The 21,121-nt window shown below is 53.4% G+C and carries 18 protein-coding genes; 17 read left to right on the forward strand and 1 reads right to left on the reverse strand.

Annotation, left to right across the window (positions count from 1 at the left end):
- Positions 1 to 72: 72 nt before the first annotated feature.
- On the reverse strand, positions 73 to 1,653 hold the full coding sequence (locus EHN07_RS07195; protein WP_124023500.1) for a TerC family protein: 1,581 nt from the start codon (positions 1,651 to 1,653) through the stop codon (positions 73 to 75).
- Between the two features lie 738 nt (positions 1,654 to 2,391).
- Here EHN07_RS07195 and EHN07_RS07200 point away from each other — a divergent pair.
- From EHN07_RS07200 to EHN07_RS07280, 17 genes are all read left to right on the forward strand, one after another.
- Entirely contained in the window at positions 2,392 to 3,525 is a 1,134-nt protein-coding gene (locus EHN07_RS07200) for a polysaccharide export protein (protein ID WP_124023501.1), read from the forward strand.
- A gap of 6 nt (positions 3,526 to 3,531) precedes the next feature.
- Positions 3,532 to 3,975, forward strand: coding sequence for a low molecular weight protein-tyrosine-phosphatase Wzb (wzb, locus tag EHN07_RS07205; protein ID WP_124023502.1), 444 nt, complete (start codon positions 3,532 to 3,534; stop codon positions 3,973 to 3,975).
- 2 nt (positions 3,976 to 3,977) lie between these two features.
- Positions 3,978 to 6,146, forward strand: a complete 2,169-nt coding sequence (gene wzc, locus EHN07_RS07210; protein WP_124023503.1) for a tyrosine-protein kinase Wzc — start codon at positions 3,978 to 3,980, stop codon at positions 6,144 to 6,146.
- Positions 6,147 to 6,230: 84 nt separating this feature from the next.
- Positions 6,231 to 7,067, forward strand: coding sequence for a colanic acid biosynthesis glycosyltransferase WcaA (gene wcaA, locus EHN07_RS07215; RefSeq protein WP_124023504.1), 837 nt, complete (start codon positions 6,231 to 6,233; stop codon positions 7,065 to 7,067).
- Between the two features lie 2 nt (positions 7,068 to 7,069).
- Complete coding sequence (gene wcaB / locus EHN07_RS07220; RefSeq protein WP_124023517.1) at positions 7,070 to 7,558, forward strand: colanic acid biosynthesis acetyltransferase WcaB; 489 nt, start codon at positions 7,070 to 7,072, stop codon at positions 7,556 to 7,558.
- The gene (locus EHN07_RS07225) at positions 7,555 to 8,772 is read left to right on the forward strand and encodes a glycosyltransferase (RefSeq protein WP_124023505.1); all 1,218 of its coding nucleotides are present in this window, start codon (positions 7,555 to 7,557) and stop codon (positions 8,770 to 8,772) included. Before wcaB ends, EHN07_RS07225 begins: the two co-directional genes overlap by 4 nt.
- Positions 8,747 to 9,967, forward strand: coding sequence for a colanic acid polymerase WcaD (wcaD, locus tag EHN07_RS07230; protein WP_124023506.1), 1,221 nt, complete (start codon positions 8,747 to 8,749; stop codon positions 9,965 to 9,967). Before EHN07_RS07225 ends, wcaD begins: the two co-directional genes overlap by 26 nt.
- Before the next feature lie 8 nt (positions 9,968 to 9,975).
- The gene (gene wcaE, locus EHN07_RS07235; protein ID WP_124023507.1) at positions 9,976 to 10,728 is read left to right on the forward strand and encodes a colanic acid biosynthesis glycosyltransferase WcaE; all 753 of its coding nucleotides are present in this window, start codon (positions 9,976 to 9,978) and stop codon (positions 10,726 to 10,728) included.
- A gap of 18 nt (positions 10,729 to 10,746) precedes the next feature.
- Positions 10,747 to 11,289, forward strand: coding sequence for a colanic acid biosynthesis acetyltransferase WcaF (wcaF, locus tag EHN07_RS07240; RefSeq protein WP_124023508.1), 543 nt, complete (start codon positions 10,747 to 10,749; stop codon positions 11,287 to 11,289).
- An 81-nt stretch (positions 11,290 to 11,370) separates the two neighbouring features.
- Positions 11,371 to 12,492 (forward strand): GDP-mannose 4,6-dehydratase, encoded by a 1,122-nt coding sequence (gmd, locus tag EHN07_RS07245; protein WP_124023509.1) that lies wholly within the window; start codon positions 11,371 to 11,373, stop codon positions 12,490 to 12,492.
- Between the two features lie 2 nt (positions 12,493 to 12,494).
- Positions 12,495 to 13,460 (forward strand): GDP-L-fucose synthase, encoded by a 966-nt coding sequence (fcl, locus tag EHN07_RS07250; RefSeq protein ID WP_124023510.1) that lies wholly within the window; start codon positions 12,495 to 12,497, stop codon positions 13,458 to 13,460.
- Positions 13,461 to 13,462: 2 nt separating this feature from the next.
- The gene (locus tag EHN07_RS07255; RefSeq protein WP_124023511.1) at positions 13,463 to 13,942 is read left to right on the forward strand and encodes a GDP-mannose mannosyl hydrolase; all 480 of its coding nucleotides are present in this window, start codon (positions 13,463 to 13,465) and stop codon (positions 13,940 to 13,942) included.
- Complete coding sequence (gene wcaI / locus EHN07_RS07260; protein WP_124023512.1) at positions 13,939 to 15,159, forward strand: colanic acid biosynthesis fucosyltransferase WcaI; 1,221 nt, start codon at positions 13,939 to 13,941, stop codon at positions 15,157 to 15,159. The genes EHN07_RS07255 and wcaI overlap by 4 nt, the downstream gene beginning before the upstream one ends.
- Before the next feature lie 17 nt (positions 15,160 to 15,176).
- Positions 15,177 to 16,622 carry a mannose-1-phosphate guanyltransferase gene (cpsB, locus tag EHN07_RS07265; RefSeq protein WP_124023513.1) on the forward strand — a complete coding sequence of 482 codons (1,446 nt, stop codon included), beginning with the start codon at positions 15,177 to 15,179 and terminating at the stop codon, positions 16,620 to 16,622.
- A gap of 71 nt (positions 16,623 to 16,693) precedes the next feature.
- Positions 16,694 to 18,064 carry a colanic acid biosynthesis phosphomannomutase CpsG gene (gene cpsG, locus EHN07_RS07270; RefSeq protein ID WP_124023514.1) on the forward strand — a complete coding sequence of 457 codons (1,371 nt, stop codon included), beginning with the start codon at positions 16,694 to 16,696 and terminating at the stop codon, positions 18,062 to 18,064.
- A 67-nt stretch (positions 18,065 to 18,131) separates the two neighbouring features.
- Positions 18,132 to 19,526 (forward strand): undecaprenyl-phosphate glucose phosphotransferase, encoded by a 1,395-nt coding sequence (gene wcaJ, locus EHN07_RS07275; protein WP_124023515.1) that lies wholly within the window; start codon positions 18,132 to 18,134, stop codon positions 19,524 to 19,526.
- Between the two features lie 11 nt (positions 19,527 to 19,537).
- Positions 19,538 to 21,010, forward strand: coding sequence for an MOP flippase family protein (locus tag EHN07_RS07280; protein WP_124023516.1), 1,473 nt, complete (start codon positions 19,538 to 19,540; stop codon positions 21,008 to 21,010).
- Positions 21,011 to 21,121 lie beyond the last annotated feature (111 nt).

Here is a 21,121-nt window from a genome sequence, read left to right on the forward strand (position 1 = left end):
GGCCCATGTTCGTTTTGCGACAGTCATGGGGTTTGTCATCAGTCTGAGAGAGCCCCCGGGCTCTCTTTCTGATTACACTTCATAATTCATCTCTGCATTAACTTCCAGCGGCACAATCTGCACTTTTTGCACGCGGTGGCTCTCAACCTGCAAAGTACGCAGCAGAAAATCACCCACCTGCACCTCTTCTCCGCTCACCGGAATACGCTGTAGCGCCTCCATCAGTAAACCCGCAATCGTGTGATAGTCACGTTTTTCATCAAGGGGTAAGGGGACAAACTGGACTAAATCTTCAAGCGGCATATGCCCGTTGGCCGTCCAGGTGCCATCCGGGTTTTTCTGGATATCATGGCGCGCGTCGATCTCTTCTGCCTCATTGGGTAAGTTACCGGCGATGGTTTCCATCACATCGCTGAGCGTGACTATGCCTTCTACCGAGCCAAACTCATCCACGACAAAAGCAAAATGGGTGCGGCCGCTACGGAATTGCTCCAGCGCGGCCAGCAGCGGCAGCGTTTCCGGGAAGACCAGCGGCTGGCGAATCAGCGCCTCAAGATTGAGCGCTTCACCTTTGAGCGCTTGCTGAAGCAGATCGATGATATGCACCACGCCGAGGATCTCATCGCCCTCATCGGTTATCACCACGCGGGTATGCTGGTTTTTATCCAGCAAGGTTCGTATCCGCTCTTCCGGGTCGGCTAGTCTGATATGTTCCACATCATGGCGCGAGGTCATAATACTGCTGACCGAGCGGCGGTTCAGGTTGAGAACACGCTCAATCATCAGCCGCTCCTGCGGTGCAAAAATTTGATCCTGCGGCGCATGGTCGGCAATCAGAGAAGCCGTCTGCGTATTGAGCTCAGCCTCCTCCTTTTTGCCATTCAACAGGCGTAATACCGCTTCGGCGGTGCGCTGGCGCAATGACCGATCGGCCGAGAGAAAGCGGCGACGGTTGAAGATGGCAAGCTGGTTCAGGCTCTCGATCATCACCGAGAAACCGATGGCGGCGTAGAGATAGCCTTTTGGAATATGGTAGCCGAAGCCATCGGCCACGAGGCTGAAGCCGATCATCAGCAGGAAGCTCAGACAGAGGATCACAATAGTCGGGTGGTTGTTCACAAAGCGCGTCAGCGCTTTGCTGGCAAGCAGCATCAGGCAAATAGCGATAATCACCGCGGCCATCATGACCGGCAAATGGTCGACCATCCCCACTGCGGTGATCACCGAGTCGAGAGAAAACACCGCATCGAGAACGACGATTTGCGCCACCACCGGCCAGAAGCGTGCGTCCCGTCGCTGCGTGTGGGTTTCGCTGTCTTTCCCCTCCAGCCGTTCGTTCAGCTCCACGGTGGCTTTGAACAACAGGAACAGCCCACCGAACAGCATAATCAGGTCGCGGGCGCTAAAGGCAAGCTCGTTGATATGAAACAGCGGGCGAGTGAGCGTCACCAGCCAGGAGATAGAGGCCAGCAGCAGCAAGCGCATCAGCATCGCAAGGATAAGCCCGGTGACGCGCGCCCGGTCACGCTGCGGCGGGGGAAGTTTTTCGGCAAGGATGGCGATAAACACCAGATTATCAATGCCCAGCACCAGCTCGATGGTCACTAATGTTAGCAGACCTGCCCAGATAGAGGGGTCGGCAATCCATTCCATAAGCCCTTCTGCACCTCTTGTCAGATGACATATGCCACACAGGAATGATGGATACGCAGGGACGAAATTGCAATGTAAGGGGCGGGATAAATTATATCCACTCACCCATTATGGGGTTATTGCTACATTCCCATTTAATCACCAGGGTAAACGAATAATTATTTTACGCCATTACGGTTGATTGCTTTTTCTTATACTTAAAATTACATGAGATATATCTGTATAATGTCTGGCGGTATATCACCAATTCATTTTCTGTCAATCTAAAGAAATTCCTAAACACCTGTAAAAGTGCCGTTAATATTATTCTTAAAAGTCCTTTACTGCTTCTTTGTCACCTTGCCTGATATAGGGTTAGCTGTAACAATCGATATCGGTAGCTGCCAGCAGATCTATTTTTATTATTCACCGCAGTTGAAATGTTTAGTCTGCCAGGGCCGCGCTTACCCCTTGGGGAATAATTTTCCGGGCTCAGCGGTTGCAAAGGTTATTACATATAAATTGTCTTTTTTCAGTCGGTTGGTGACTGTAAGCCAGGGGCGGTAGCATGCCTGAAGGCCAGAGAATAAGCCTCAATTATTCTGTCAATAGGATGTCGGGAAATAAGCGATTTTTTAGGATTGATGCCAGTTATTTTCTGCCTGAACCAGGTTTCAATTTAGGCGTTATTCAAAAACCTAACGAGTCACTTATTTTATTCGCTCAGGATAATTACTCTGCCATAGTGATAAATACTCAATGATAAAATACAAACTTAAATTGATGCCATTATTGGTATCGGTAACCCTGATGAGCGGTTGCACCGTGCTCCCAGGTAGCAATATGTCGACGATGGGGAAAGATGTTATCCGGCAACAGGATTCAGACTTTAACCTGGACCGCATGGTTAACGTCTATCCGTTAACGCCGCGCCTGGTGGAACAGCTGCGGGTACGTCCGGCGGTGGCGCAGCCAAATATGTCTCTCGACCAGGAGATCGCCGCCTATCAGTACCGGGTAGGGCCGGGGGATGTTCTCAACGTCACGGTGTGGGATCACCCGGAACTCACCACGCCGGCGGGCCAGTACCGTAGCTCAAGTGACGCCGGCAACTGGGTGCAGTCTGACGGCACCATGTTCTATCCGTATGTGGGTAAAGTAAAAGTCACCGGTAAGACGCTGGCTGAAATCCGTAGTGATATTACCGGCCGCCTTGCGCAGTACATCGCAGACCCGCAGGTGGACGTTAATATCGCTGCGTTCCGCTCCCAAAAAGCTTATATCTCAGGCCAGGTCAATAAGTCCGGCCAGCAGCCCATTACCAACGTGCCGCTCACTATTCTGGATGCGATTAATGCCGCCGGCGGGCTGACCGATGCCGCCGACTGGCGCAACGTGGTGCTGACGCACAACGGCCAGGAAAAACGTATCTCCCTGCAGGCGCTGATGCAAAACGGCGACCTGAGCCAGAACCATCTTCTGTACCCTGGCGACATTCTGTTTGTGCCGCGCAACGACGATCTGAAAGTGTTCGTGATGGGCGAGGTCAAGAAGCAGAGCACCCTGAAGATGGACTTCAGCGGCATGACGCTGACCGAAGCGCTTGGCCAGGCCGAAGGTCTGGATATGACCGCCTCTAACGCCAGCGGGATTTTCGTTATTCGCCCCATCAAAGAGAAGCAGGGCGGCAAAATCGCCAATATTTATCAGCTTGATATGTCGGATGCGACCTCGCTGGTGATGGGTACCGAATTCCAGCTGCAGCCTTACGATGTGGTGTATGTGACCACCGCACCTGTGACGCGCTGGAATCGCCTGATCAACCAGCTGCTGCCAACCATCAACGGCGTTCGCTATATGACGGACGCCGCCAAAGATATCCATACCTGGTAACGCGCTATGTTCAACAAAATTCTGGTTGTCTGTGTGGGAAATATTTGCCGTTCCCCTACCGCGGAGCGGCTGCTGAAAAGCTACCAGCCGACGCTTACCGTCACCTCTGCGGGGCTTGGGGCATTAGTAGGAAAAGGGGCGGATGAAGCCGCCGTTCGGGTGGCGCAACAGCATAATCTCTCCCTTGAGGGCCATTGTGCAAAGCAGGTTTCCGGCAGAATGTGCCGCGAGTACGACCTGATCCTCGCCATGGAAAAACGCCATATCTCCGCACTTTGCGAAATGGCTCCGGAGATGCGCGGCAAGGTGATGCTGTTTGGTCACTGGGACGCGCAGCGGGAGATCCCCGATCCGTATCGCAAAAGCCGCGACGCTTTTGAAGCGGTTTACGGTCTGCTGGACCAGAGCGCCCGGAAATGGGCTCACGCACTCAACGCTCATCAGGGATAACAATGACAGAAAAATCACGCCGTTCGAGCGCCCCGGCTGAGGGCAATGATGAAATCGATATTGGCCGACTGTTTGCTACGGTTCTTGAGGCCCGCTGGTGGGTGCTGGGGATCACGGCAACTTTCGCCTTGCTGGCCGCGGTTTACGCGCTATTTGCCACGCCAATTTATAAAGCCGATGCGCTGGTGCAAATTGAACAAAACGCCGGTAACTCGCTGGTGAATGATATTAGCTCCGCGCTCTCTAACAAACCGCCTGCTTCCGCGGCGGAGATACAGCTGATTCAGTCGCGCCTGGTGTTGGGGAAAACCGTTGACGATCTTAACCTCGATATAGCGGTGGAGAAAAACCGCTTCTGGCTGCTGGGCGCGGGCTGGGATCGCCTGCAAGGGCGACAGAATGACAGCGTGGCAGTGGACACCTTTAACCTCCCCGCAGGCCAGGCCAAAAATGTGTTCACCTTGGAGGTACTTAGCCCAACGCGCTATTTACTGACCAGCGATAGCGGCTTTAGCGCCAAAGGGCAGGTTGGGCAGCCGCTTAGTCAGGGCGGCGTCTCAATAATGGTGAGCGCGATTAAAGCACAGCCTGGCGACGCCTTTACCGTCACCAAATACTCCACGCTCGGCATGATCAACCAGCTACAGGGCAATTTGACCGTCGCGGAAAACGGTAAGGATACCGGCGTGCTAAGCCTTTCTTATACCGGCGAGGACAAAGATAAGATCCGCGCGATTCTCGACAGCATCACGCGTAACTATCTTGAGCAGAACGTCCAGCGTAAATCGGAAGAAGCGGCAAAAAGCCTGAAATTCCTGGCCGAACAGCTGCCGGACGTGCGCAGCCGCCTTGATGCGGCGGAAAATAAGCTGAATGCTTACCGCCAGCAGCAGGACTCCGTTGACCTGTCGCTGGAAGCGAAGTCAGTGCTCGATACCATGGTTAATATCGATGCGCAGCTCAACGAGCTGACCTTCAAAGAGGCGGAAATCTCCAAGCTGTATACCAAAGCCCACCCGGCTTATCGCACCCTGCTGGAAAAACGCCAGACCCTGGAGGATGAGAAAGAGCGTCTTAACGGGCGGGTGACGGCGATGCCAAAAACCCAGCAGGAGATCGTGCGTTTGACGCGTGATGTGGAATCCGGCCAGCAGGTTTATATGCAGCTGTTAAACAAGCAGCAAGAGCTGAAAATCACCGAGGCCAGCACCGTGGGCGATGTGCGTATCGTTGATGCGGCGATTGCGCAGCCCGGCATGGTTAAACCGCAGCGCGCATTGATTATTCTCGGCAGCATTATTCTTGGCCTGATGCTGTCCATTGTGGGCGTGCTGTTACGTTCGCTGTTCAACCGTGGCATCGAAAGCCCGGCGGTGCTCGAAGAAGCGGGGATTGGGGTGTATGCCAGCATCCCGCTTTCCGAATGGCAGAAATCGCGCGATAACGCCACGGTACGCGGTGTGAAAGGGGCGAAGCGCAATAAACAAAGCCAGCTGCTGGCGGTGGGCAACCCGACGGATCTGGCGATTGAAGCTATCCGCAGCCTGCGTACCAGCCTGCACTTTGCCATGATGCAGGCAGCGAATAATGTCCTGATGTTGACCGGGGTTAGCCCGTCTATTGGTAAAACCTTTGTTTGCGCCAACCTTGCGGCGGTAATTAGCCAGACGAATAAACGCGTGCTGCTTATCGACTGCGATATGCGTAAAGGCTATACCCACGAACTGCTGGGCACCACTAACAACAACGGCCTTGCGGAAGTGCTTACCGGGCAGGCGGAAATCAGCCGCTGCGCACAAAAAACCTCGGTGCCCAATTTTGACCTTATTCCACGCGGCGTGGTGCCATCGAATCCCTCTGAACTGCTGATGAGCGAGCGTTTTGCCGAGCTTATCGCGTGGGCCAGTAAGAATTACGAGCTGGTATTGATTGATACCCCGCCGATTCTGGCGGTGACCGATGCCGCAATCGTGGGCCGTCACGCAGGCACCACGCTGATGGTGGCGCGTTATGCGGTCAACACGCTCAAAGAGGTCGAAACCAGCCTGAGCCGCTTTGAACAAAACGGCATCAGCGTGCGCGGCGTGATCCTGAACTCTATCTTCCGCCGTGCGGCCGGGTATGAGGACTACGGTTACTACGAATACGAATATAAGTCCGATGCGAAATAATTGAAGGTTACGCCCTCATCCTAAGCCTCTTCCCCGGAGAGGCTGAGATGAGGGTTGTTTCATAACAAGACTTTGGGGTGTGCCATGAATAACCCACTTATCTCTATTTATATGCCGACATGGAACCGCCAGCAGCTGGCGATCCGCGCTATTAAATCGGTACTGCGCCAGGATTATAAGCGCTGGGAGCTATTAATCGTTGATGATTGTTCAACGAGCTGGGAGCAGCTACAAACCTATGTTGAACAGTTGGGCGACCCGCGCGTGCGTTATACCCGTAATGATTTCAACTCCGGGGCCTGTGCGGTGCGTAATCAAGCCATTAACATGGCGCAAGGCGAGTTTATTACGGGAATTGATGACGATGATGAATGGACGCCAAATCGGTTATCTACATTTCTTGAGCATCGGCACCAGCTGGTGACGCACGCGTTTTTATACGCTAATGATTATATCTGCGCCGGGCAGGTTTATTCGCAACCGAGCAGTTTACCGTTGTACCCAAAATCTGTTTATACCCTGGCGCGTTTTTACAAACGCAATATCATTGGCAATCAGATATTTACTTCCGCTGAACGTTTTAAAAAATGCCAGTTTGATACTCGTTTGCCCGCGGCTCAGGATTACGACGCCTTTTTGCGCATGGCGGTAGAATACGGCCAGCCGTGGAAAGTAGAGGAGGCGACCCAGGTTCTGCATATCAATCATGGTGAGTTCAGAATTACCCAATCAGCGAAGAAATTTTCTGGATACTTTAGTTTTTATAAAAAACATAAAGATAAGTTCGATCCCGCCAGCAAAAAATACCAACTTTTTACGCTCTATATTATCCGCAATAAGAAAATGTCATTTCGCACACGGCTGACACTGCTTTCTATTCGCAACACGAAAAGAATGGTTGATTCACTGAGAGGTAAATGACGATGTTAGAAGATCTGAAAGCAAACTCCTGGAGTTTACGTCCTTGCTGCATGGTGGTTGCATACCGTGTGGCCCACTTTAGCTCGGTAAAACGTAAAAAAAACATCCTCAATAATGTGTGGGCCGCCCCCATTTTAGCGGCATACCGATTGATCACTGAAGTCATCTTTGGTTATGAAATTCAAGCGGCGGCAACCATTGGTCGGCGTTTTACCATTCATCATGGTTACGGGGTTGTCATTAATAAAAATGTGGTGGCAGGGGATGATTTAGTTATCCGCCAGGGTGTCACTATTGGCAACCGTGGCGGGGAGGATCTTTCCTGCCCGGTGATAGGTAATCAAGTTGAGCTGGGCTCCAACATCGTCATTATCGGGGATATATCTATAGGTAATAACGTTGTGGTTGGTGCGGGAAGCGTAGTGGTTGATGACATTCCTGATAACTCACTGGTCGTTGGCGAAAAGGCTAAGGTGAAGGTGTCATCTTGAATATCTTACAATTCAACGTGCGCCTGGCGGAAGGCGGGGCCGCCGGGGTGGCGCTGGATCTCCACCAGCGCGCAAATGCCGCAGGTTTTCACTCCCGTTTTATCTACGGCTACGGCAAAGGCGGCAAGAAAAGCGCCAGCCACGATAAATTCCACGGCGTGGAAAAACACACGCCGCGCCTGACCTCGATTGCCAATCTCATGCTGTTTCGCTTTTTCAACCGCGACCCGTTTGGCAACCTCAATAACCTGTATCGCAAAGTGACGCGCGCGAACGGCCCGGTGGTGCTGCATTTCCATGTGGTCCACAGCTACTGGCTGAATCTGGAAGAAATGGTGAGTTTTTGCCAGCGGGTAAAAGCCCATAAGCCGGATGTTTTTTTTGTCTGGACGCTGCACGATCACTGGAGTATTACCGGGCGCTGCGCGTTTCTCGACGGCTGCGACGGCTGGAAAACCGGCTGCCAGAAATGCCCCACCTTAACCAACTACCCGCCGGTGAAAAAGGATCGCGCCCGCCTGCTGGTGGATGCCAAGCGCCAGCTGTTGCGCGAAATGTTAGCGCTGGGCTGCCAGTTTATCTCCCCAAGCCAGCACGTGGCCGATGCCTTTAACCGCATCTATGGGGCGGGGCGCTGCAAAATTATCAATAACGGAATTGATGTGGCAACCGAAGCGATTCTGGCTGAGCTGCCGCTGACGCGTGCCGCGGGTAACAAACCCAAAGTGGCGGTGGTGGCGCATGATTTACGCTACGACGGCAAAACCAACCAGCAGCTGGTGCAGGCTATGATGGCGCTGGGTGATGACATCGAGCTGCATACCTTTGGGAAATTCTCGCCGTTTAACGGCCCCAACGTGGTGAATCACGGCTATATGACCGACAAAAAAGCGCTGATGGGCGAGCTTAATGAAATGGACTCGCTGGTGTTCAGTTCGCAGGTGGACAACTACCCGCTGATTCTGTGCGAAGCGCTATCGATTGGCGTGCCGGTGATAGCCACGCAAAGTGACGCGGCGGATGAAGTGCTGCGTAAAGTCGGCGGTAAAACCTTTAGCGATGCGCGGGTGCTGGAACTGGTGAAAATGCCAAAAGAGCAGCTGGCGCAGCAGGTGTTTGGCAAGGACTTGCAGAGCTTCAAAACCGCCAGCCGCCGGGCGTTCAGTGGACAACAGATGCTGGAGGAGTATGTCGCGTTCTATCAGAATCTGTAGCTATCTGCTGCTGCCGTTTATCTACCTGGTGGTCAACGTTAAGCTGGCTTCACTTGGGGAAAGCTTTCCGGTCACCATAGTCACCTTCCTGCCCGCGATTCTTTTTTTGTACATTGAACGCATTAGCGTCAAAAAATTGATGATGGCGTTGGGTATTGGGGCGGGGCTTACCGCATTTAACTACATTTTTGGCCAGTCGCTGAATGCCAGCAAATATGTCACCTCGACGCTATTGTTTGTGTATATCGTGCTGATCATAGCCATGACCTGGAGCTGCCGTTTTAAAACTATTTCACAGCATAATCACCGTAAATTATTAAGGTTATTTTATGGCGTCGTCGGTATCGTTGTGACGCTGGCGGCGGCAGAAATGGCTGAGATTATTCTCACGGGCGGCAGCAGTTTAATTGAGAAGATTTCGAAGTTTCTTATATACAGTAATAGTTATGTTCTGAATTTTATTAGCTTCGGGGGTAAACGTACCACGGCACTTTATTTCGAACCGGCGTTCTTCGCTCTGGCATTAATCTCAATTTGGCTCAGCATCAAACAGTTTGGTATCAAAACGGCAAAAACTGATGCTATGATTCTTCTCGGGATAGTGCTTTCGGGTTCGTTTTCAGGGGTAATGACGTTTATCCTGTTTTATCTGCTTGAATGGGCGTTCCAGTACCTTAATAAAAATGCAATAAAGAAAAAGTTGCCGCTGGCGATAATTTCCCTGGCGGTGTTTTTAGTCGGGTTAATCTTCGCATTTCCTTATATTGCGACGCGTTTAGGCGATTTAGGAACGGAAGGATCGTCCTCGTATTATCGTATTATTGGCCCGCTGGCGATGGTCGGGCATTCACTGACCAATATTGACGGGGTGGTTCGTTTCGGATCTTTATATGAATATGTCGCATCATTCGGAATCTTTAACGGTGCGGATGTTGGTAAAACGGTAGACAATGGCTTGTATCTGCTGATTATCTATTTTTCATGGTTCGCAGTATTACTGGCGGCCTGGTATATGTGGAAAGTGATTAAAATGATGCGCACGGCATTTGGTAATAATGAAAACTACCGCGTGCAATTATGGCTGTTTACACCACTGTCACTGTTTTTTACCGGTTCAATTTTTAGCCCTGAATATGCGTTCTTAATTGTTTGCCCGTTTATTCTACGCAAGGCACTCAATATCACCAACAGTTGAGGTCGATTATGTTATTAAGCGTCATCACCGTGGCTTATAAAAATCGCGCCGGGATAGAAAAAACCTGGCAGTCGCTGGCTCACTTAGCGCAGGCACCGGGTGTCACCTTTGAGTGGATTGTGGTTGATGGCGGCTCGCAAGACGGCAGCGAAGAGTTTCTGGAAAACATCAGCGGGCAGTACAACTTACGTTTCGTGAGTGAAAAAGATAACGGTATTTACGACGCGATGAACAAAGGCATTCATCTGGCTCAGGGCCGTTATGCACTGTTCCTTAACTCGGGTGATATTTTCCATCAGGATATTATGAGGGTCGTCAGCCAGCTTGCTGCAAGGCCCGAGGCAGAAAACGCCATGATTATTGGCGATGCGTTGCTGGATTTTGGTGACGGGACAAAAGCAGAACGCCGTGCAAAACAGGGGTGGTATATTTACCACAGTTTACCCGCCAGCCATCAGGCGATATTTTTCCCGCGGGCTGGGCTGCTTAAATACCCGTACGAACTGCAATATAAAGTGTCTTCAGATTACGCGCTGGCCGCCAGGATGTATAAAAGCGGTTATGGCTTTAAACGCATTAAGGGGATTGTCTGTGAGTTTTCGATGGGCGGCGTATCGACCACTAATAATATTGAGCTGTGTCGTGATGCAAAAAACGTTCAGCGGAAAATATTAGGCGTGCCGGGATTTATTGCCGAACTGTCATATCAACTCCGCTTACGCACAACGGGGAAAGCAAAAGCTCTTTATAATAAAGCCTGATTCTCACGGGAATAATCTATGCAGGAATTAAATGGCTTCTCGGTGCCGAAAGGTTTTCGGGGCGGCAACCCTATTAAGGTTCAGCTGTGGTGGGCGGTGCAAGCGACATTGTTTGCCTGGTCGCCGCAAATATTCTATCGCTGGCGCGCCTTTTTATTACGCTTGTTTGGCGCGCGAATTGGTAAGGGTGTGGTGATTCGCCCGTCAGTGAAAATTACTTACCCATGGAAGTTAACCCTCGGGGATTATGCCTGGGTAGGCGATGACGCCGTGTTATATACGCTGGGTGAAATTACGATTGGTGCCAATTCTGTCGTTTCACAAAAGTGTTATTTATGTACCGGCAGTCATGATTATCTGAGCAAACATTTCGATATTACTGCCACGCCAATTGTTATTGGTGAAAAATGTTGGCTTGCCACGGATGTCTTTGTTTCACCTGGCGTCACGATTGGCAATGGCACCGTGGTCGGCGCCCGCAGCAGTATTTATAAATCATTACCGGCAAATGCCGTTTGCCGGGGTAACCCAGCCATAAAAATACGTTCCAGAACTTTGTAGATATTGCGGTGGATGACGCTTCGTTTATCCACCCCACGGACCTACAAATCAGAACCTGGTTTTTAAAGAGGAAAATCCATTATGACTAAAGTAGCTCTCATCACGGGCGTTACCGGACAAGACGGCTCCTATCTGGCGGAACTACTGCTGGAAAAAGGTTATGAAGTTCACGGCATTAAACGCCGTGCCTCTTCTTTCAATACCGAACGTGTCGATCATATTTACCAGGATCCGCATTCCGGCAATCCCAAATTCCATCTGCACTATGGCGATCTGACGGACAGCTCCAACCTGACCCGTATTCTTTCCGAAGTGCAGCCGGATGAAGTGTATAACCTCGGCGCTATGAGCCACGTTGCGGTCTCTTTCGAATCCCCGGAATACACCGCCGACGTGGATGCGATGGGAACCCTGCGCCTGCTGGAAGCGATTCGTTTCTTAGGCCTTGAGAAGAAAACCCGTTTCTACCAGGCATCCACTTCCGAGCTGTACGGCCTGGTGCAGGAAACGCCGCAGAAAGAAACCACCCCTTTCTACCCGCGCTCTCCGTATGCGGTTGCCAAACTTTACGCTTACTGGATAACCGTAAACTACCGCGAATCCTACGGCATGTTTGCCTGTAACGGCATTCTGTTTAACCACGAATCCCCGCGCCGTGGCGAAACCTTCGTCACCCGCAAAATCACCCGCGCCATCGCCAACATCGCTCAGGGCCTGGAAAAATGCCTGTATCTGGGCAACATGGATTCCCTGCGCGACTGGGGCCATGCCAAAGACTACGTGAAAATGCAGTGGATGATGCTGCAGCAGGACAACCCGGAAGATTTCGTGATTGCTACCGGCGTGCAGTATTCCGTACGCGAATTCGTGGAAATGGCGGCGGCACAGCTGGGCATCAAACTGCGCTTTGAAGGCACCGGCGTTGATGAGAAGGGGATTGTGGTTTCCGTCACCGGCCATGACGCGCCGGGTGTTGCGCCGGGGGATGTGATTATCTCCGTTGATCCGCGCTACTTCCGTCCTGCGGAAGTGGAAACCCTGCTCGGCGACCCAACCAAAGCGCACGAAAAGCTGGGCTGGAAGCCAGAAATCACGCTGCGTGAAATGGTCGGCGAAATGGTGGCGAAAGATCTCGAAGCGGCGAAAAAGCACTCGTTGCTCAAGTCACACGGCTACGAGGTTGCCATCGCGCTGGAGTCCTGAGCATGAATAAACAACGTATCTTTGTTGCCGGCCATCGCGGGATGGTCGGTTCCGCGATCAAACGTCAGCTTGAGCAACGTGCAGACGTTGAACTGGTGCTGCGTAACCGCGACGAGCTGAACCTGCTGGATGGCGCGGCGGTTAATGCATTCTTCGCCGATGCGCGTATCGATCAGGTTTACCTGGCGGCGGCGAAAGTGGGCGGAATTGTGGCGAACAACACCTATCCGGCGGACTTCATCTATGAAAACATGATGATCGAAGCCAACATTATTCACTCTGCGCATACGCACAACGTGAATAAGCTGCTGTTCCTCGGTTCCTCGTGCATCTACCCGAAAATGGCCAACCAGCCGATGGCGGAAAGCGAGCTGCTACAAGGCACGCTTGAAGCGACCAACGAGCCGTATGCGATTGCCAAAATCGCCGGTATCAAACTGTGCGAGTCCTATAACCGTCAGTTCGGTCGCGATTATCGTTCGGTCATGCCAACCAATTTGTATGGCCCGAACGATAACTTCCACCCGAGCAATTCGCATGTAATCCCGGCGTTGTTGCGCCGTTTCCACGAAGCGACGGCGCAAAACTCGCCGGATGTGGTGGTGTGGGGCAGCGGTACGCCGATGCGTGAATTCCTGCACGTTGATGATATGGCGGCGGCCAGTATTCATGTTATGGAGCTGGCAAGCGAGGTGTGGCAGGAAAATACCCAGCCGATGCTTTCGCATATCAACGTTGGCACCGGGGTTGACTGCACCATCCGCGAGCTGGCGCAAACCATCGCTAAAGTCACAGGCTACCGTGGGCGCGTGGTGTTTGACGCCTCTAAACCTGACGGTACGCCGCGCAAGCTGCTGGACGTGACGCGCCTGCGCCGCCTGGGCTGGTATCCGGAAATCACCCTGGAGCCGGGCCTCGCCAGCACCTACCAGTGGTTCCTCGCAAACCAGCAGCGGTTCCGGGGGTAAATATGTTTCTGAGCGCTGAAGAGTTCTCAACCGTTGTTCGCGCCACGCCGCTGATCTCCATCGATCTGATTGTGGAAAATCAGGCCGGCGAATTTCTGCTGGGCTTACGCACCCAGCGCCCGGCGCAGAACTTCTGGTTTGTGCCGGGGGGCCGGGTACAAAAAGACGAAACGCTGGAGCGGGCTGTTGCTCGCTTAACCGAAGCTGAACTGGGCAGGTCGTTTACCCTTTCCGACGGTGAGTTTTACGGCGTGTGGCAGCACTTCTACGACGACAATTTCTCCGGGCCGGATTTCTCCACCCACTATGTGGTGCTGGGTTTTCGCCTGCGGGTCGATGCCGAAAAATTGACGTTGCCGGACGCGCAGCACAGCGACTACCGCTGGTTAACACCGGAGCAATTGCTGGCTCGCGACGATGTGCATAACAACAGCCGCGCTTATTTTCTCACCGACAAGGCGGATAAGGTCATCGGCTTATGAAGATTCTGGTGTACGGAATTAACTATTCGCCAGAACTGACCGGCATCGGCAAGTATACCGGCGAGATGGTTGAGTGGATGACGAGCCAGGGCCATGAGGTGCGGGTCATTACCGCACCACCTTATTACCCGGTGTGGGAAGTGCATCCCGATTATTCATCCTGGAAATACAAGAAAGAAGTCGGTGCCGCGACCGTCTGGCGCTGCCCGCTGTATGTGCCAAAACAGCCGTCAACGCTAAAGCGCCTGATTCATTTGGGCAGCTTTGCGCTGAGTTCGTTCTTCCCGCTTATCGCCCAGCGTCGCTGGAAGCCGGATCGCATTATCGGCGTAGTGCCGACGCTATTTTGCGTGCCGGGTATGCGCCTGCTCGCAAAATTGAGCGGCGCGCGCACGCTGCTGCATATTCAGGATTACGAAGTCGACGCCATGCTCGGCCTGGGAATGGCGGGTAAAAAACAGGGCAAAGTCGCCAGGCTGGCAAGCCGTTTTGAGCAAAGCGGCCTGCACAACGTGGATAACGTTTCGACTATCTCGCGCTCAATGATGAACAAAGCGCGCGCGAAGGGCGTTGATCCACACAAAGTGATCTTTTTCCCCAACTGGTCGGAAGTGGAGCGTTTTCGCGACATTTCTGGCGCGGAAGTACAGGCGGTACGTGACGAGCTGCAGCTGCCTGCGGATAAAAAAATCATCCTCTATTCCGGCAACATTGGGGAAAAGCAGGGGCTGGAAACGGTAATTGAGGTGGCGGAACGTTTCACTCAGCAACCGTACCTGTTTGTGATTGTCGGGCAGGGGGGCGGCAAAGCGCGCCTGCAAAAACTCACCCAGCAAAAAGGGCTGAACAACGTCGTATTCCATCCGCTTCAGCCTTACAACGCGCTACCAGCACTGTTGCGTCTTGCGGATTGCCACCTGGTGATCCAGCGCCGGGGAGCTGCCGATGCGGTGTTGCCATCAAAACTGACCAATATTCTTGCCGTGGGCGGCAATGCGGTGATTACCGCAGAACCGGATACCGAACTCGGCCAGCTGTGCATTGCTCATTCCGGTATTGCCGTGTGTGTCGAGCCTGAATCGGTTGATGCGTTAGCCGAAGGTATAGAGCGCTGCCTGCAATTGCCGCTACACAACACGGTGGCGAGTCAATATGCCGAGCGCACGCTGGAGAAAGACAGCGTGCTAAACCAGTTTATCGCAGATCTTTCTGCATAAAATATCGGGGTTAAACCATGAGTCACAGTCAACTCTACCCAGTCATTATGGCGGGTGGAAACGGTAGCCGGTTATGGCCGTTGTCCCGCGTGCTTTACCCGAAACAGTTCCTGTGCCTGAAAGGCGAACTGACGATGCTGCAAACCACCATCAGCCGCCTGAACGGCGTGGAATGCGAAAGCCCGGTGGTGATTTGCAATGAAGAACACCGTTTTATCGTCGCGGAGCAACTGCGCGAGCTGAACAAGCTGACAGAAAATATCGTGCTGGAGCCTGCCGGGCGCAATACCGCGCCGGCCATCGCCCTGGCGGCCCTTGCGGCGGTGCGTAACCAGCCGCAACACGACCCGCTGATGCTGATCCTGGCAGCCGATCATGTGATTCAGAACGAAGAGGCGTTTCGTGACGCGGTGCGCAGCGCGCTGCCGTTTGCCGAAGCGGGGAAACTGGTTACCTTCGGTATTGTTCCTGACCTGCCAGAAACCGGCTACGGCTACATTCGCCGTGGCGAGCTGGCGAGCCCGAATACCCCAGGCGTTGACGCGGTGGCCTTTAGCGTGGCGCAGTTTGTGGAAAAACCGGACATCGACACCGCGCAGGCTTATGTTGCCAGCGGCGAATATTACTGGAACAGCGGCATGTTCCTGTTCCGCGCCGGACGTTACCTTGAAGAGCTGAAAAAATTCCGCCCGGATATTCTCAGCGCCTGCGAAAAGGCGATGGCGAATATCGACCCGGATCTCGATTTTGTGCGCGTTGACGAAGCGGCGTTTTTGGCCTGCCCGGATGAATCCATTGACTACGCGGTAATGGAAAAAACCGCCGATGCGGTGGTGGTGCCGATGGATGCGGGCTGGAGCGATGTGGGCTCATGGTCTTCCCTGTGGGAAATCAGCAGCAAAAACCAGCAGGGCAACGTGCACCACGGCGATGTGATAAGCCACGCTACCGAGAACAGTTACATCTATGCCGAATCGGGCCTGGTCACAACAGTGGGCGTGAAAGATCTGATTGTTGTGCAGACCAAAGATGCGGTGCTGATTGCTGACCGCGACCATGTGCAAAGCGTGAAAAAAGTGGTTGAGCAAATCAAATTTGATGGCCGCCATGAACACCACAACCACCGTGAAGTTTATCGCCCGTGGGGGAAATACGACTCCATCGACGAAGGCGACCGCTACCAGGTGAAACGTATCACCGTGAAGCCGGGCGAGGGGCTGTCTTTGCAGATGCACCACCACCGCGCCGAACACTGGATTGTGGTGGCAGGCACCGCAAAAGTGACGCTGGGCGAAGAGACCCGTCTGCTGGGCGAAAACGAGTCCATCTACATTCCGCTGGGCGTGACCCACTGCCTGGAAAACCCCGGAAAAATCCCGCTCGACCTGATTGAGGTGCGTTCCGGCACCTATCTCGAAGAAGACGACATCGTCCGTTTCGAAGACCGTTACGGCCGCGTTTAACCAATAAAAATGATGCGTCCCCGCAGACCACTCTGCGGGTTGGGTAACCGCTGCCCGAAGGAGACTGAAAAGTGCAGAAATTAACCTGTTTTAAAGCCTACGACATCCGTGGAAAGCTGGGTGAAGAACTGAATGAAGAGATCGCTGAACGCATTGGTCGCGCCTATGGCGAGTACCTGAAACCAAAAACCATCGTGCTGGGCGGAGACGTGCGCCTGACCAGCGAGCGGCTTAAACTGGCGCTGGCGAAAGGGCTGCAGGATGCGGGCGTGGACGTGCTGGATATCGGCCTGTCCGGCACCGAAGAGATCTATTTCGCCACCTGGCATCTGAACGTGGACGGCGGCATTGAAGTCACCGCCAGCCACAACCCGATGGATTACAACGGCATGAAGCTGGTGCGCGAAGGCGCGCGCCCTATCAGCGGCGACACCGGCCTGCGCGACGTGCAGCGCCTGGCCGAAGCCAATGACTTCCCGCCGGTTGATAGCGCAAAGCGCGGCAGCTACCAGAAAATCTCGCTGGTGGAGACCTATATCGACCATTTGTTCACCTACATCAACGTCGCCAACATCAAACCGCTGAAGCTGGTGATTAACTCCGGTAACGGTGCGGCAGGCCCGATTGTCGATGCTATCGAAGCCCGCTTTAAGGCATTCAATGTGCCGCTGACGTTTATCAAAGTTCACAACCAGCCTGACGGCAGCTTCCCGAACGGTATCCCGAACCCGCTGCTGCCGGAGTGCCGCGACGACACCCGCAATGCGGTGATTGAACACGGCGCGGATATGGGCATCGCCTTTGACGGTGATTTTGACCGCTGCTTCCTGTTCGATGAGAAAGGGAAGTTTATCGAAGGCTATTACATCGTCGGCCTGCTGGCGGCGGCGTTCCTCGAAAAACAGCCTGGCGCGAAGATCATCCACGACCCGCGCCTGTCCTGGAACACGGTGGATATCGTGGAGCGCGCGGGCGGCACGCCGGTGATGTCGAAAACCGGTCATGCATTTATTAAAGAGCGTATGCGCCAGGAAGACGCGATTTACGGCGGGGAAATGAGCGCCCACCACTATTTCCGTGATTTTGCCTACTGCGACAGCGGGATGATCCCGTGGCTGCTGGTGACGGAACTGCTGTGCCTGAAAGGCAAAACCCTGGGCGAGCTGGTGCACGATCGCATGGCGGCGTGGCCTGCGAGCGGGGAAATCAACAGCAAGCTGGCGGACCCGAAGGTGGCGATTGCTCGTGTACAGCAACATTTTGCGCCGCACGCTGAGCAAGTGGACCACACCGACGGCGTGAGCATGGCCTTTGCCGACTGGCGCTTTAACCTGCGCAGCTCGAACACCGAGCCGGTGGTGCGCCTGAACGTGGAGTCGCGCAGCAACGAGCCGCTGATGCAGGCGCGAACGCAGGAAATTATGGCACTGCTGAATCAGTGAACTGTGGGGACGGGGATCTCCTGAGGCAGGAAAGGGGACCCGTCACCCTTTTAATAAAGGTAAAACGATGACAAACCTAAAAAAGCGCGAGCTGCCAAAAACCAACGCATCGTTGATCTCTATGGTGCAACGTTTTTCCGACATCACCATTATGTTTGTTGGCTTATGGGTAGTGTGTCAGGTCAACGCGTTACCGTTTTTGTACATGCATTTGCTGATGGCGTTGCTGGCCCTCGTCGTCTTTCAAATGATTGGTGGAATAACCGATTTTTATCGTTCCTGGCGCGGTGTGCGAATTTCCAGCGAACTGATGCTGCTGCTACAAAACTGGACGCTGAGCCTGATTTTCAGCGCCGGGCTGCTGGCTTTTAACCCTGATTTCGACGGCTCGTTCTGGGTCTATCTCGCCTGGTATGTGTTAAGCAGTTTCGGCATGGTTATGTGCCGTTCGCTGATTCGCATCGGGGCCGGCTGGCTGCGCAATATGGGCTACAACACGCGCCGGATTGCCATCGCCGGTTCACTCCCCGTGGGTTACACGCTTGCTGAAAGCTTCCGCAACGAACCGTGGTTAGGCTTTGATGTGATGGGGGTCTACGACGATAAGCAACCGGAATCGAAACACGGTGATTATGCGGGCTGTTTCGCCGATTTGGTGGCACACGCGCGCGCCGGGCATATCGACAATATCTACATCGCCATGGCGATGAGCGAAGAGGCGCGCATCAAAACGCTGGTACGTGAACTGACGGATACCACCTGTTCGGTGATGCTGATCCCGGATGTTTTCACCTTCAATATTCTCAACTCCCGCACCGAAGAAGTGAACGGCGTGCCGGTGGTGCCGCTGTTTGATACGCCGCTAAACGGTATTAACCGCATCCTGAAACGCCTGGAAGACATCGTGCTTTCCGCGATGATCCTGCTGTTTATTTCCCCGGTGCTGCTGTGTATCAGCGCTGCGGTGAAGTTGACTTCTCCCGGCCCGATTATTTTCCGCCAGACGCGCTACGGCATGGACGGCAAGCCGATCAAAGTGTGGAAATTCCGCTCGATGAAAGTGATGGAAAACGACGCGGTCGTGACGCAGGCCACCAAAGGCGACAAGCGCGTTACGCCGGTGGGGAATTTCCTGCGCCGCACCTCGCTTGATGAGCTGCCGCAGTTCGTTAATGTGCTGATGGGGGAGATGTCGATTGTTGGCCCGCGTCCCCATGCGGTGGCCCATAACGAACAATACCGCTCGCTGATTGAAGGCTACATGCTGCGCCATAAAGTAAAGCCGGGCATTACGGGCTGGGCGCAAATCAACGGCTGGCGCGGCGAAACCGACACGCTGGAAAAAATGGAGAAGCGCGTTGAGTTTGACCTGGAATACATCCGCGAATGGAGCCTGTGGTTCGACATCAAAATTGTCTTCCTCACCATCTTCAAAGGCTTTGTGAATAAAGCTGCGTATTAAGTGAGTCTTTAATGAGCCTGAGAGAAAAAACCATCAGCGGCGCGAAATGGTCTGCTATCGCCACGGTAATCATTATTAGCCTGGGCCTGGTGCAGATGACCTGGCTTGCGAGGCTGGTCAATAATCACGAATTTGGGCTGCTGACTATCTCGTTGGTGATTATTGCGCTGGCCGATACGCTGGCGGATTTTGGTATTGCCAATTCGATTATCCAGCGCAAAGAAATCAGCCAGCTGGAGCTGAGCACGCTGTACTGGCTGAACGTTGGCCTCGGAGTCGCGGTGTTTGCGACGGTGTTTTTACTTAGCGATGCGATTGCCTCGGTGCTGCATGCTCGTGAGCTTGCGCCGCTGATTAAAACGCTGTCGTTCGCTTTTATCGTCATTCCCCACGGCCAGCAGTTCCGCGCGCTGATGCAAAAGGAGCTGGAATTTTCAAAGATAGGCATGATTGAAACGGCATCCGTACTGGCGGGGTTTACCGTAACCGTCGCCGCAGCGTGGTATTACCCGTTCGCCATAACCGCGATTATTGGTTATCTGGTGAATACCCTGGTGCGCACCTCTTTGTTCAGCTTCTTTGGCCGCAAAATTTACCGCCCTGGCCTGCATTTCTCGTTCAAGTCCGTCAGCTCTAATCTCAGGTTTGGCGCGTGGCTAACGGCAGATAGCCTCATCAATTACGTGAATACCAACCTTTCAACGTTAGTGCTGGCGCGTATTCTGGGAGCCAGCATTGCCGGGGGCTACAACCTGGCTTACAACGTGGCGGTGGTGCCGCCGATGAAGCTGAACCCGATTATCACCCGTGTGCTGTTCCCGGCATTTGCCAAAATTCAGGATGATACCGACAAGTTACGCGTCAACTTCTACAAACTGTTGTCGATTGTTGGGATGATTAACTTCCCGGCGCTGCTCGGCCTTTTAGTGGTTTCGCACAATTTTGTGCCGCTGGTGTTTGGTGACAAGTGGCAATTTATTACCCCGATCCTGCAACTGCTGTGTGTGGTCGGCCTGCTGCGCGCCATCGGCAACCCGATTGGTTCGCTGCTAATGGCGAAAGCGCGGGTCGATATCAGCTTTAAATTCAACGTCTTCAAAACCTGCCTGTTTATCCCGGCGATTGTCATCGGCGGCCATTTGGCTGGCGCGCTGGGCGTGACGCTCGGCTTCCTGTTGGTGCAGGTGGTCAATACCGTGCTGAGCTATTTCGTGATGATTAAACCGGTGCTGGGCGCAAGTTTCCGTCAGTACATTCAGAGTCTCTGGCTGCCGTTTTACCTTTCCATTCCCACCGTTGTGGTCAGCTATTTGCTGGGCGTTGCTCTGAAGGGGCATCTGTCGCTCGGCCTGTTACTCGCGGCACAAATCGCGGCGGGCGCGCTGGCCTTTATCGTCATGCTGTTGATTTCGCGTAACGCGCTGGTGGTGGAGATAAAGCGCCAGTTCATTCGCCTACACCCTCACCCTAACCCTCTCCCTTGAGAGAGAGGAGATTAGCCGGGCTGTCTTCTGGCTATATCTTTGTGGGCATCAGCAACACTAAGGGCAATGTATTTATCTGACTTATCGCGATGCCCTTGTTCCCGGCTTCAA

It is taken from the genome of Buttiauxella warmboldiae, assembly GCF_003818135.1.
GTDB lineage: Bacteria > Pseudomonadota > Gammaproteobacteria > Enterobacterales > Enterobacteriaceae > Buttiauxella > Buttiauxella warmboldiae.

Coding starts and splice junctions, on each gene's coding strand:
- EHN07_RS07195 (WP_124023500.1), bottom strand. CDS start 1,653: ATGGAATGGATTGCCGACCCCTCTATCTGGGCAGGTCTGCTAACATTA.
- EHN07_RS07200 (WP_124023501.1), top strand. CDS start 2,392: ATGATAAAATACAAACTTAAATTGATGCCATTATTGGTATCGGTAACC.
- wzb (WP_124023502.1), top strand. CDS start 3,532: ATGTTCAACAAAATTCTGGTTGTCTGTGTGGGAAATATTTGCCGTTCC.
- wzc (WP_124023503.1), top strand. CDS start 3,978: ATGACAGAAAAATCACGCCGTTCGAGCGCCCCGGCTGAGGGCAATGAT.
- wcaA (WP_124023504.1), top strand. CDS start 6,231: ATGAATAACCCACTTATCTCTATTTATATGCCGACATGGAACCGCCAG.
- wcaB (WP_124023517.1), top strand. CDS start 7,070: ATGTTAGAAGATCTGAAAGCAAACTCCTGGAGTTTACGTCCTTGCTGC.
- wcaD (WP_124023506.1), top strand. CDS start 8,747: ATGTCGCGTTCTATCAGAATCTGTAGCTATCTGCTGCTGCCGTTTATC.
- wcaE (WP_124023507.1), top strand. CDS start 9,976: ATGTTATTAAGCGTCATCACCGTGGCTTATAAAAATCGCGCCGGGATA.
- wcaF (WP_124023508.1), top strand. CDS start 10,747: ATGCAGGAATTAAATGGCTTCTCGGTGCCGAAAGGTTTTCGGGGCGGC.
- gmd (WP_124023509.1), top strand. CDS start 11,371: ATGACTAAAGTAGCTCTCATCACGGGCGTTACCGGACAAGACGGCTCC.
- fcl (WP_124023510.1), top strand. CDS start 12,495: ATGAATAAACAACGTATCTTTGTTGCCGGCCATCGCGGGATGGTCGGT.
- EHN07_RS07255 (WP_124023511.1), top strand. CDS start 13,463: ATGTTTCTGAGCGCTGAAGAGTTCTCAACCGTTGTTCGCGCCACGCCG.
- wcaI (WP_124023512.1), top strand. CDS start 13,939: ATGAAGATTCTGGTGTACGGAATTAACTATTCGCCAGAACTGACCGGC.
- cpsB (WP_124023513.1), top strand. CDS start 15,177: ATGAGTCACAGTCAACTCTACCCAGTCATTATGGCGGGTGGAAACGGT.
- wcaJ (WP_124023515.1), top strand. CDS start 18,132: ATGACAAACCTAAAAAAGCGCGAGCTGCCAAAAACCAACGCATCGTTG.
- EHN07_RS07280 (WP_124023516.1), top strand. CDS start 19,538: ATGAGCCTGAGAGAAAAAACCATCAGCGGCGCGAAATGGTCTGCTATC.